The organism is Stenotrophomonas sp. 21LCFQ19, from assembly GCF_056861425.1.
Map to the genome: position 1 here is coordinate 1 of NZ_JBSPUF010000011.1, position 12840 is coordinate 12840.

The 12840-nt window shown below is 59.7% G+C and carries 11 protein-coding genes; 1 reads left to right on the plus strand and 10 read right to left on the minus strand.

Annotated elements, in window-relative coordinates; all coding sequences use genetic code 11:
• Positions 1–297: 297 nt before the first annotated feature.
• From AC13FW_RS12955 to AC13FW_RS12965, 3 genes are all read right to left on the minus strand, one after another.
• The gene (locus tag AC13FW_RS12955) at positions 298–726 is read right to left on the minus strand and encodes a hypothetical protein (protein ID WP_482989324.1); all 429 of its coding nucleotides are present in this window, start codon (positions 724–726) and stop codon (positions 298–300) included.
• Between the two features lie 196 nt (positions 727–922).
• Complete coding sequence (locus tag AC13FW_RS12960; protein WP_482989325.1) at positions 923–2014, minus strand: DNA glycosylase AlkZ-like family protein; 1092 nt, start codon at positions 2012–2014, stop codon at positions 923–925.
• 95 nt (positions 2015–2109) lie between these two features.
• Positions 2110–3261 carry a YncE family protein gene (locus AC13FW_RS12965; protein WP_482989326.1) on the minus strand — a complete coding sequence of 384 codons (1152 nt, stop codon included), beginning with the start codon at positions 3259–3261 and terminating at the stop codon, positions 2110–2112.
• 198 nt (positions 3262–3459) lie between these two features.
• On the opposite strand from AC13FW_RS12965, the gene AC13FW_RS12970 reads away from it, so the two are divergent.
• Complete coding sequence (locus AC13FW_RS12970) at positions 3460–4155, plus strand: transposase (RefSeq protein WP_482989327.1); 696 nt, start codon at positions 3460–3462, stop codon at positions 4153–4155.
• A 31-nt stretch (positions 4156–4186) separates the two neighbouring features.
• Here AC13FW_RS12970 and AC13FW_RS12975 read toward each other — a convergent pair whose 3' ends face one another.
• The 7 genes from AC13FW_RS12975 to AC13FW_RS13005 form a co-directional block, all read right to left on the minus strand.
• On the minus strand, positions 4187–6172 hold the full coding sequence (locus tag AC13FW_RS12975) for an alpha/beta hydrolase family protein (protein WP_482989328.1): 1986 nt from the start codon (positions 6170–6172) through the stop codon (positions 4187–4189).
• Between the two features lie 296 nt (positions 6173–6468).
• Entirely contained in the window at positions 6469–7266 is a 798-nt protein-coding gene (locus tag AC13FW_RS12980; protein ID WP_482989329.1) for a CPBP family intramembrane glutamic endopeptidase, read from the minus strand.
• Between the two features lie 219 nt (positions 7267–7485).
• Positions 7486–8142, minus strand: a complete 657-nt coding sequence (locus tag AC13FW_RS12985; protein WP_482989330.1) for a hypothetical protein — start codon at positions 8140–8142, stop codon at positions 7486–7488.
• A gap of 447 nt (positions 8143–8589) precedes the next feature.
• Positions 8590–9258, minus strand: a complete 669-nt coding sequence (locus AC13FW_RS12990; protein WP_482989331.1) for a hypothetical protein — start codon at positions 9256–9258, stop codon at positions 8590–8592.
• 354 nt (positions 9259–9612) lie between these two features.
• Complete coding sequence (locus tag AC13FW_RS12995) at positions 9613–10806, minus strand: GGDEF domain-containing protein (RefSeq protein ID WP_482989332.1); 1194 nt, start codon at positions 10804–10806, stop codon at positions 9613–9615.
• Positions 10807–11070: 264 nt separating this feature from the next.
• Positions 11071–11664 (minus strand): hypothetical protein, encoded by a 594-nt coding sequence (locus tag AC13FW_RS13000; RefSeq protein WP_482989333.1) that lies wholly within the window; start codon positions 11662–11664, stop codon positions 11071–11073.
• Between the two features lie 114 nt (positions 11665–11778).
• Positions 11779–12585 carry an endonuclease gene (locus AC13FW_RS13005; RefSeq protein WP_482989334.1) on the minus strand — a complete coding sequence of 269 codons (807 nt, stop codon included), beginning with the start codon at positions 12583–12585 and terminating at the stop codon, positions 11779–11781.
• Positions 12586–12840: the final 255 nt, after the last annotated feature.

Sequence of the window (12840 nt, forward strand, 5' to 3'; positions counted from 1 at the left end):
TGCCGAGCCATGCTCGGCAGAAGCTCTACCGGGAAGGCCTCTGCCGAGCATGGCTCGGCACTACACCCCCTCCCTTTCGCGTAGCGAAGGGGAGGGCTGGGGAGGGGTTGGCTCTTCGCCGGTTGCGGCTACGTCAGCATGGTACCGCCGCAACAAAAAGCAGCTCCTGTAGTGCCGAGCCATGCTCGGCAGAAGCTCTACCGGGAAGGCCTCCGCCGAGCATGGCTCGGCATTACGGGTTGCAGGCGTTGCGAGCTTCGCGGCCTACGCCGCTTCCACATCGCTCCTACCCTGCTCCTACGCCGCCATCCGCCGTAATGCCAGGTTGTAGCTCGTCGCATAGATCGCGGTTACCGAGAGCGGCACCACGATCGTGCGCAGGATCTCAGGCGTGCCAGCGATCCAATGGATGCTGCTGAGCAAGCTCAGCGAAACCGCAACAGCAACCACCGGCGGCACCCAATAACCGGCGCTTCCGGGCAAACGCGCGGACAGCGCCTCGATCATGCGCTTCAGGAACAGGGTGATCAGCGCCGACAAGATGCCCTGCACTACGCCTGCTATCAACGGCCGCGGCATCGCGTGCGCAAGATTCGCGAACGTGGCCCAGCTACCCATCGCAATGAACGCCACGGCCATATGCACGGCGCTGTTGCGGGCTGTGGCTGTGGTGGCTGTCGGCACGTGATGGTCCTGCAGGCTTGTTGTGGCGTGGCAGCGCAGCATGACGGATGCGCCAGCTGGCAATCAACCTCGGCTCGGAAATGTATCCGTCGCGCGCGAACGAGTAAGCCGGTATTCCGCCCGCAAGCGATCGGCTTGCTCAACGGCACCTGCAACCGATCAGAACGGCGGCCAGAGGTGCAAGCGCATCCTTTCAACTGCACTACGTCCGGATACCTCCCCCAGCCCAGACCTCAACTCACTCATCCAGCCCGAGAAATACCCGCATGCGCCCCAGCTCCGCATCCAGCCCGTCGACAAACCTAGCGTCACGCGGCGCCCGTCCATCCACGTACTGCAGTTGCGCATTCAACGCGCCAGCAGCCACCGATAGATTGCCCCAACCAATGACCCGATCGCCCCACAGCAGCGGCAACGCGTAGTAGCCCAACTTGCGTTTTGCCGGCGGGGTATACGCCTCGAAGCGGTACGCCCAACCCCACAGCAGCTCAAAGCGACGGCGATCCCAGACCACGGGATCGAACGGAGTCAGCAGGCGCACCTGGTTGTCCGGCTTCCAGCGACGGCTTTGCGCCCTTTCATCGGCAGGCCATACCCAATCAATGCCATCCACCCTCGCCCGCTGCAGACGCAGGCGCGCACGCGCCAGCGCCGCTTTGCGCGCATCCTTCCATTGCGGGACACCATTCCCCAGATAGGCCACCAGCTGGCCCAGGCTTGCATCGGGAAGCGGCGCGTATTTGCCAACAATCAGGTCGATCAATGCATCCATGCGCGCATCGATCTCGGCAGCAGTTACCGCCAGCGCCGCGTCGCGAACTGCATAGACGCGCGTGCCGCCATCGCGCCGTGCCACCCGCAGCAGGCCGCGGTAATGCATGCCATCGAGCAACTGGGTGCTGGCATTGGACGAGCCGCCAAACCAGTTGGTGGTCTTGCCATGTGCAAAGTGCGCATCCACCTCACGCGGGTGGACCGCACCGCGCTCGGCGATGAAGGACTGCACCGCCTGCGCCTGCTTCCAGCGTGCCGGCGTCCACTCCATCCGAGCCTGTCGCGGGTGCATCAGCGCCTGGTGGTCGCGTGGCAGGAAGCCATAGTTGACGAAGAAATCTTCCTCGATGGGAAGTCGTGGATAGCGCCGCTCCAGGTCCCCGGCCCGGTATCCCAGGACCCGGTGCCGCAGCGTCAGGTCCTGCGCCCTTGCGGGCGCACGGATAGGATCAGCCTGCACGAACCCCAGCTTGGCAATCGCCCGCATCAGCGTGGTCGGCTTGAACAGCGTGCGGGCGACCGCGTAGCGGCGCAGGTGGTCGAGGCTGAGCGTCATGGGCCGATGATGCCAGCAACCATGAAAGAAAGGCCAAGGTGGCACGCATGCCGACCTTGGCCCCGCAGCATACCCGCGCTGCAAAAGTTGCTGCTTCAGCTACCCAGTTCGATGCGGGCAACGTTTTCCTCAGCACCCTTCGGGTCGCTTTCGCCGTTCTTGATGCTGACGTACAACACGTTGTTCTTCGCATCCAGCGCCAGGCTGTTCGGGTGCGTCGGCACCGACCAGGTGGCCACCTGCTGGTAGCTGTCGCTGTCGTAGGCGCTGACGCTGCCGGCTTCGCGGTTGGTCACGTACAGGCGCTTGCGCGAGGCATCCAGCAGGATGCCGAGCGGGCCGGCATCGGTGGGGATGCTCGCCAGCTCTGCACCACTGCTGCGGTCCAGTACCAGCACGCGCTTGCCCGGATGACGCGAGACAAAGCCTTCGATGCTGCTGCCCTGGTACTTGCGGATCATCTCCAGGCCTTGGTCGGTGACGAACAAGCGCGTGCCCGCAGGGTCCAGCGCGATGTTCATCGGCTGCTCGGCACTGACCTGGAAGCGCTGTTCGACCTTGCCGCTGTCAGTGCCCACGGTGACCACTTCGCCAAGCAGATTACTGGTGTAGACGCGCTTGCCGGCTACATCCAGCGCCAGGCCCGGCGCCTTGGCCTTGCCCAGCCCTTCAATGGTGTCGATCAGCTGCAACGACTGCGTATCGACCACAAACAGCACACTGCCTTCCTGCGAATGACCGGTGACATACAGGCGATGGTTGGGCGCATCCACCACCAGCTCGCGCAGGTCATGGCTGTAATAGGACTTGCCGTCCTTGCCAGTGACCTTCTCCATCAGCTGCACCGTGCCGACGGCCTTGTTCTGCGCGGTATCGACCACGGTCACCGAGGTATCGACGGTGTTGCCGACGTAGAGGCGATTGTTGGCATCATCCAGCACCACGCCGAAGCCCTTGCGCTCCAGCGGAATGCGCTGCTGCACGGCAAGCGTGGTGGGATCCAGACGCAACACCTGGGCCGGGCCGGCAGCATCACCAAAACCACCGGACGACGCGACGAAAACGGCGTTCTGCGCGGGGCTGTAAGCCAGTTCGTAAAGGCCCTTGGCGACGGTCTGGCGCTGCACAGAGGCGGTAGTGCTGCTGGTGCCAGCAACCGGCGACGTCGCCGAAGCAGCCGGTGCAACTACCGCAAGAGAGACCGCCAGCGCGAGCGCAGCGGAACGGAACAGGGGGGATTTCAACATTGCGAGCTTCCTTGATAGGGCACGAAGGGTGTCCTGGCTCGCTGCGCCGTTGTCGAACGGGAATGGCTGGCTGGTGCCGGCATGGTAGAGCAAAACCGGGGTCAGAGTCAGGTTCTTACAGCAAACAACCCACTCCCCGGATCGATCCACCACACCAGTCACCTTAGCGTTGCAGGCGAACAGCGATTGGAGTTCAACATGGCAAGGAGACCACGAATCGATCCGCCGGGCGTAGCCCAGCACGTGATTCAGCGCGGCAACGACCGACAAGCATGCTTCTTCCGCGACATCGACCGCATGCGCTACCTGCAGGATCTGCACACGCTCAGCATCGAGCGCGAATGCCGCGTGCATGCCTATGTACTGATGACCAACCACGTCCACCTGCTGATGACGCCCGCTGAATCCGGCGCGATCAGCGGCCTGATGCAGGCATTGGGCCGGCGCTATGTCCGCTATATCAACGACGCCTACGAGCGCACCGGTACGCTATGGGAAGGCCGCTACAAATCGCACCTTGTCGCGAATGACGAGCACCTTCTGCGCTGTTATCGCTACATCGAGTTGAATCCTGTCCGCGCTGGAATGGTGCTGCAACCCGCCGACTATCCGTGGTCGAGTTACCGGCACAATGCCTATGGCGTGGCGAACCCGGCCATACAGGCCCACGTCTGCTACGCCACGCTGGATGCCTGCGAGAAGCAGCGACAGGCGGTGTACCGGAAGTTCGTGCAGGACGCGAATGACGAAGACGCCGCGAGCTTCCGTGACCACCTCAACCGCCAGCAGCCCATGGGCAACGATCGTTTCCGGGCCGCGATCGAGGCGCAACTCGGCCGCAGTCTGACGCCCGGCAAGAGCGGCCGGCCCCGAAAGGCGGGGCTGGCGCGCTAGTGCATCGACTGCAGTGGCAACCTTGCGCTGGTCAGTTCGCCGAGCTGCGAATACCTGACTCTGACCCCGGTTTTGCTTTTGCTCCGCCCAGATGCTGGCTTAGGAAGGAGAGCAACCGGGCGTAGTATTCGCGGCGGTGCGGCTCGGTGTAGAAGCCGTGGCCTTCGTTCGGGTAGTACAAGGTTTCCACCGGTACGCCTGCGTTCTTGAGGGCGCGTTCCATGCGCTTGCTGTGCTCGATGGGTGCGCGCTCGTCCTTGCCGCCGGCCGCCAGGAACACCGGTACCTTGATGCGGTCGGCCAGCGATACGGGCGAACGTGCGCCCAGATCGCCGCGCTCGCCCAGCCATTCGCCTGCCCACGTTCGGCCGGATTGGCTGCGCTGGGAGGTGTTGCGATGCATCAGCTCGAGGTCGTAGACGCCAACATAGCCGGCCGCGCAGCGGTAAAGGTCCGGGTCGCGTGCCGCGCCCATCAATGCGGCGTAACCACCGTAGCTGGCGCCGTAGATGCAGATGCGCTCGCGGTCGGCGACACCTTCATTGATTGCCCAGCGGGTGGCATCGGCCAGGTCGTCCTGCATGCGCGCGCCCCACTCGCGGCTGCCCGCCTCGGTATACGCGCGGCCGTAGTTGCCTGAGCCACGGTAATTGACCCGCAGCACCGCGTAACCGGCGGCTGCAAGCAGCTGCGCGTCATCGTCGAAGCGCCATTGGTCGAAGATGGTGAACGGTCCGCCATGTGGCAGCAGTACCATCGGTCGTGGCCCGTTCGCAGGCTTCAAGGGCTCGGTCAGATAACCATGCAGCTGCATGCCATCGCGGGCGCGGAAACTGATGTAGCGCGACGGCGGCACCTGCTGCGGCTCGAACCATTCGCGGCGGCTGAACATCCGATCGGCCTTGCGCTCCTGCGTATCGAACAGGAAGTAGTCGCCGTTGTTGCGGTCACTCCACACGAACAACAGCACATAGCGCCCGTCGCTGGTCGACGAGGTCATGCGTACCGCGTCGTTCACGAAGACCTTTTCCAGGCTGCGGTAGAAGCGCGCAGTACGCGCGGTCTCGTCGAAGAAGCGGTTGCTGACACGCTCGTTCATGTACGAGGCGCCGATTGGCGTCTTGCCATCCAGGTCGTAGAGGACCTGGTAGGGGTCAACCAGCGGATCGCGCAGCAACTCCACCTCGGCACCGCTGGCCGGGTCCCAGGACACGATGCTGTCCGGCCCGCTGGCGTGTTCCACCTGCAGGTAGGCGAGCTTGCCGTCCGCGCTGAACCCCAGCGGGAAACGTCGATGGCCGCTGCTGCCTTCATCATTGATCAGCCGCCAGTCCTGCCCGCGCGCCTCGCGGTAGAACAATTTGGAAACGTTGTCGGCCTTGGCGCCCACCGCAAAGCGCACTTCACCGGCCTGGTCGGACACGAAGCTCGCCCGCCGCACCGGAACTTCGGCAATATGCACGCGGTTGCGGCTGTAGATGTCGAGCTTTTCGATACGGACGACCGGATCACTCGCCACCGGTACCGCCGACACCAGTACGTTGCGTGTATCGCCCGCCAACGGATCGAGCATGTAGACCGACTGTTCGAAGGTATTGCGCACCTCCGTGACCAGCCCGGGATGTTCGCGCACACCGTAGGGACTGGCCAGCAACATGCTGTACTTGCCGTCCACATTCACCGCATACAGTTCGCCGACCGATACCGGCTCATCGCGCGAACCCTGCTTGCGCGACAGCGACACCACCACCCGCTCATCGTTGGCCCACCAGAAATCGTCAACCACCGAATCCGGGCCGCCCATGATCTTGGCGGTGAAGGCGTTATCCTCGCGGCGCAGGATAAGCAGCGCAGTGCGGTCTTCCAGCGGCTTGGTCACCGCGAAGTGCTTGCCATCGGGCGATATCTTCACCCACTCGTAGACGTCCTGCTGCACGAACGGCGTGATATCGATGGTATCGCCAGCCCGTACCCCCGCCGACACAACACACAAAACAAGCGCCAGCCAGACCCGCATACCGCCCCCTTCCTTGGTTATCCAGCCCCCGCTGGTAGGCGGAGCATAGGCGAAAATCAGGATCAGAGTGGAACTCCCGGGAAAGGGGGCCGCCTCCCCACTCCTAAACTCGCTGAACGATGGGGCACTCAGATCAAGTTTAAACCCACGTGACGTTCCGGCCCCTTAGAGCTATAGCGAATAACATCAGGAATTTCTGCCCGGAAATTCCTGCCAGAGAAAATCTGGCACGAACTTAAGAAGCCAACTTTCAATAGCCGCACAAATCCAACCCTGACACCGGCTTCTTCTTCCACTCAGCCCGCAGCAGAGAACCATGCGAGCACTACGACCGCGTTGAAGAGCGCGTGCGCACCGATGCAGAGGATGAGTGAACCAAAATGTTCTCTGATTGCATACAGACTGACTGAAATAACGCCAAGCATCGCTAACCGCAGAGTCCCACTATCCCAGAATTCCATTGACCCGTGCGAGATGACAAACAAGCCGGTACCTACCATGCAAGCAGGTACCGACCCGCTAGCGCGATGCAGAAGGCTATAAACCAATCCCCTGTACAGAAGTTCCTCCAGCAACGGCGCAATCAAGATTGCCGCTACCATCAAGGAGATTTGCTCCGAAGTACTGAAAGATTGAACAACTAAATTACCTGCCTCCACCCCAACCATCCAAGAGATCAGCGACGCCAACACTATGCAGAGCGCTGTGGGTGCAGCCAACACAGCAAGGGCTCGCCAGCCAAGGTTGCCTATCAACTTCAACTCTGACGACAGACTCCAGCAAAAAAATCGCATCAGCAGAATGGAAAGCCCAGCTGCGACAACTACAGACGCCACATAGAAACCGCAGCCACCGTTCACCGGCGTTATCCGGATGTTTCGATAGACCGCCCCGGTCTGCATGCCTTGCCGATGCAGATACTGCTTCGCATCGTTGATCTCATTGGCGACAAAGCGACATCGCACCCAGCTGACTCCATCATTGAGTGTGTTCGTTTCGTCAGTACAGCGAATTCCCTGATCGTCGTCCGCTTGACTCCAGTCGACTTCGTTGAACTGCAAGGATGTCGGCAAGACGTCAAAAGTGATGTCCATGGAGTACGGACCCGATACAGCCGACGACAGGGTGATAGAGAGCGACACACATAGAACCGCGAATGCTGCTAAGCACCACTGTAAAATTGACCATGTCGCACGGCTCAATACCCCCCCTTTACTCGCAGCTGTAGAGCGCATTGTCATGCCCGCTAGCAACGTTGGTTGAAGTGAACATGCGTTCCAATCGACGTTCGATGATCGCGATGTTCCAACTCATCAAAACCAATCATCGTCGTAAGTCCAGACTGACCAGTAGTCGCTCGCCCCAATTGGACGGTATCCACCATTTCCATCACTGCCCCAGATGCCCCCGTAAGAGCCTGATGGACCCGGCACCGGTGTAGGGGCTGGCTTGGGGACAGGAGGATCCGGTAGCCTCTCACATCGATAGGAAGCACCAAATCCGCATAAACCCGTGTCATCCATCACCGGAGTGGAACCTTGCGCGGCGCAAGCCCTGATAACACTGTGCTTTGTGATCTGGTCATTGATGTAGCAGGCGGCTCCCATGAAGATGGGTATCAGGGCCAGCGACCCTGCCCCTACGCCAACCGCGTGCTCAGCCTTGCTGTTGGCAATCTGCATTTCATGAGGGCTCAACTTCTTCTGGATCATGTTGCCGCCACTGATGGCGGTCACAGTTGATGTCGCTGGGTCGTACTCTGCACTGTATGACTTGCCGGTTCCATCAACCGACTCAAAGACAAGATAGTCGCTGCTGGCGACGATGGATCCTGGAATAACCGTACTCGACGCAGCCAAGTCCGCCAGCGGCTCTTCATGGTCCCGATTAGGTGGATTCCGCTCGGCAGCGTGACCAATACACGCGACTCCAGATATGACTACTGCAAATAGCTTCCTTTGAATGTTCATTATTATCTCCTAGACGACTATCTCTATCGCAGCGCCGCTCTGTTGGCGACCGCGCTCGAACTTCATCTGTGACGAGACTGCGAACCTGCGATGCAACTTAATTCTTCTGACAGCGAGGTTCCTACTACGCAATACGCGAGAAATTCCCTCTCTATCATGGCGACTCCTCGCGTTTTTTTAACTTGCGAACCAAGGACTATGAGCGAAGTTCTGCCTACATCCGAGCGGCATTCCAGAAGACACACCACTTCATCCGGTGCGGCATTGAAGCCCCATGCAGATGATTCAGATCTCCGTCTTTACACGCAAGACGCACACCGTCTTCAATGAAAGTGATCCGCGTAGGGATATCACTTGAATGCATGTAGTAGCCGCCAAAGCCCGCTGAGAACCCAGCCAGTCGAGCGTCTGGTTCCCGCATTGCCCCGCTGCCTTCAAGCCGTTGCGCTATTTCCGGGTATCGCGCTTTTCGATATCTGCGCTGCACTGCAGCCCAACCGCATGTTGCACCCGATAGCCAATTTTCCGAGCCATCGCCTCCATACCATCAAGGCGCGCATGCAGGAAGCTATTGGCCGGCAACAACGCTCTCAAGCGCTCACTGATGGGAATCGACCAGTTTTCTGGCGCTGAATCCCTTTTGTTATCGGGTTCGCCCAAACGCCAAGGCAGCATCAGCGCCTTCTGCGATTCCGAGTGCAACACCTGCCGTCGCCCATCGGCCCAGATCAGTTGATTGACTGCGAACGGATAGTCATCGGTCCAGTTGATGCCATCGCCATACAGGTCATCCACCAGCGTCTGCACACCCTTGTTCTTGACGTATTGGGCGCCAACCAGGCGCTGCGTTGCTTTGCTGCAACCGTTCGATGGATGGCTCCGCCAATCCCCGCTGGGGATCAGCTGGCCGCGACGATAGTGCGCGGCAACGCCGCGAACCCCACGCCCCCCATCCCAGGCTGGCTCCCGAACCGCTTCAACCAAGGCGGTTACCGCAGCGGCATCGACGTCACGCTGCACGCGCTTGCGACCGCCATTGCGGTCCTCGTAGCTGCCTTGCAAGGTGTAGTCCTGCCTGCTGGCCACCCGCTCAAGCACGAAGTTCTCCTCGATCATGTCCCAGCCCATGTGCTGATAACTGATGAGGACGCGGACGGGTGGAACCTCCGCCTGCCCGGCGGCTGACGCCGGTTGCACGAGGCCCAGCAACAGGAGCAGCGCCAGCCTCCCCATCCAGAGGTGATGCGGACGCTGCAGCGCTTCAGCGCGATCTGCGCCTGCTCGCTCACAAGGCGAATTTGGAGACCCGTCAGGACAGCGCCCGGAAAGCTGGCGCTCATCAGCTCGCCCGGCAGGCGCTGACCTGTTCAATACACGTGCTAACCAGAACCGCATCCCTTCCCCCCTGAGAATCGGCCGTCGCCTCGGCATGACCCAAGAGTGCCAGCAATCCGAAGCGAATGCAGAGGGCTAGTGCACCGTATCCAGCGCCGCGTTAATCCGACTCTGACCCCGATTTTGCTCTACGCGGTTGCGGCCGGTGTGTTTGCCGCGGTAGAGGGCTACGTCGGCTTGTTGCATGGCGTGGGCCAGGCCGGCTTCGCTGGTGAAGCTGTCGGAGACGCCGATGGTGACGGTGCAGCGCAGGCCTTCGTAGCGTGGCCCCTGCAACATCACTGCCTGTTCGATGCTGCTGCGTACACGCTCGGCCACGCGCAGGGCGGAGGCTTCGTTGGCGCCCACGCAGATGGCGGCAAACTCCTCGCCGCCCAGCCGGCACAGCAGGTCGTCCTTGCGCACCGAGGCACGCAAGGCCTCGGCCACGCCGCAGAGCACCGCGTCGCCGGTCTGATGGCCGTAGTTGTCGTTGATGCGCTTGAAATGGTCGACGTCGATCAGCAGCAAGCGCGCGGTGGTACCCGGCCGCCGGAAACTGGCATCCAGCGCCGTGCCCAGGCCACGACGGTTGAGCAGTTGGGTAAGCGGATCGTTGGCAGCTATGCCGCGCAGCCTGTCGGTAAGCCGACGCAGCACCAGCCAGACGATCGACGGCGGCAGGATGGTCGCCAGCGAGCACATATAGACATAGAAGATCATCGAGAACTGGCCGTCCATGCTCAGCGCCTCGAAGCCGCCGGACAGCAGCTTGCTGAGCTTGATGACGTTCAGCACGCAGATGCCGCTGATCAAACCGGCAAACAGCAACACCTCACCGCGCAGGTCCTTGGCGAAGCTGCGCACGCCGTACAGCAGCACCGCCACCATGCTGACAAACCACACCGCACAGGTGCCGGCCAGCAGCGCATAGCGCGCCACGGGGCCGACTGCCCAATTCACCAGAATCTGTAGGAGGCTGTAGCCCACCGCCAGATACAACAGCGGCCTGGCCAACGGCGTGGTAAGGCCAAAGAAGCGCGCCCCGCCCACGCAGTACGCCAGCAAGGAGCACAGCGTCAGCGTGTGGTTGACCATACTGGTCCAACTCCAGCCGGGTGGCCCTTCCAGCAATTGCAGCACATAGGCCCCGCCCAGCATCAGGTTGGCCGCCGCAAAGACGTCCATACCCATCTTCTCGTCCTGAAGGCGACGACTGATGAGTTGGAACATCAAGCTGAAGCTCAGCAGGTAAACGCAGAGCATGCCGACTAGGAGGGTGGCGATCATTGGGTGTTCGACAAAAAGGCAGGCGAAGGCGCGCTGGTCCACCCCATGTGGAACGACGGATGCCAAACAAGAACTCGCAACGCTGCCGCCGATCCCCCGGCACCGCGTTGTCCCCGCGCGTATCGTACCGAATTCGGTTGGGGTTACGTGGTTTTCTACGCACTAACCTCGCCATATCGTCGATGATGGTCAGCTCTTACGTTACGGTGGAGTCCTGACCAGTTACCCACAGTCCGAGCCCCAATATGCGACATCACATCTCGCTTAACTCAGCCCCAGCCATCGTTTAATCGACCTGCTGCCATCCCTCAAAAGTTCATGGCGATGAAGTGACCAGAGCGCAAAGACAGCACCAATGACCACCCACGCCCACCAAGAAACTGACACAGGCGAACCTAGGTCACCAGCCAGTAGCCCGTAAGCAAGTAGAGCGGCTGCCATCGCCGAAACGAAGTAGCCCAAAAGATGAGCCCTCGCTATCCATCGCCGCCAAATCGGCGACCTATGCCGTTTCTTACGCCAAATCACACTACCCGTTCCGTCATCAACTTCTATCAGCTCCCAAGCTGATGCCACTTCCATCAATGCGCGCGCAGGCTGATCAAAGGCCAGCAGGCGCTTGATCAGCGAGACAGGCAGATACGCACCAAACTGGTGTCGAATCGCAACAGACAGCCAGAGCTCGTCCGATGACCTCCCCTCCTGGAAAAGCTCAAGGAATTCTCTACGAGCATTGCCCCGCGTATGGCCTATAGCCACAAAGGCCTTGATCAGGAGAACAACAGAAAAGCAAAGCACTACCGGAACCAGCAGACGCCCTTCATTCAGATCCAACAATCTACTAACAATGCCATCCATAGCGACTTTCCTTTTCTCTAGAAGCCAATTTATTTAGTCATCAAGCCTATGGCTATCGAATCAAAACGATGATCGAACATTTCGAACGCGAATCATCGGCACCTTCTCTGCAAATCAACCCCGGCGCCGGTTACGATAAATATCTAGATCTCGAGTCGAAATGCTTGCTGCTGGCACCAATTCATAGTGCTCCTCAGAGACAACCTTGATCTCGTCATCTTGAATTGCGAGCTCGAACATAGCTATTTTATTCGAGCTAATGAACTGCGCAGAAACAGGCCTACAGACCAAGGCCGGAAATTTATCTTCGCAGCAAGAAATATCCTGCTCAGTCTGTTGCCTGCCGTGCTTGTCTCTACCTCCTTTCGCCTGCACGGGAACCACGAACTGAGTTCCACTCTTATCCAGCCCTACGTAAAGTTCATCGATCTCGATTTGCCCAATTCCTGCTACCGTGGTTCGGAGATGATTCTGTAGCGATGAGGCGGTTATTCCGAGAAAAATGTCTATCAAACGGTTGTATCGAACTTTCGCCAAGAGCGCCTGTTCATCACCCAGCGCGTGCGCAGCAATGATCTCTGGTGTCGCATCCGGAAGCTTTACGACAATCTGATTCTCCCGAGGAACTATCGATAGCGGCCGTTTCAATCGAAACTCGTATTTCGCCCGGCCAGCACCGTAGATACCCCATTCATACCCTTCCGGAGCCGTTTGAATGATCGTATCCGGCAAAGGATTTCGATACTTAAACGAATAAATTGCATCACCCAAATTCTTTGGCAAAGCAACACCACGAGCCTCAGCCGCGGCCGTAAATTCATCCCGCTCGAAAGCAACAACCTCGGCTCCTGCAACATATCTGCTATGGAACAGCTCACCGATTATTTCCGAATAACGATTTAGCTTCTTATTCAACGCCACGCCAGAGCCTCCAGTAGATATTCAAAAACAGACTAAAAGCCACTGCAAACAGTAGGATCTTACCAGGAAGCCCACCGACACTCCCCCTTCAACCTGAAAGACTCGCACCAGCATCGCCGCAATTATCTGGAGCCCCCTCCTCCCCTTACTACATTGAAATCAACCTTCAATGTCACACCGCAGCTGCTCCAAACCGCACCATTATCAACAACAGCCAACAGCAAATCACCAAGCTGCAGACCTGGCCGAAGACAT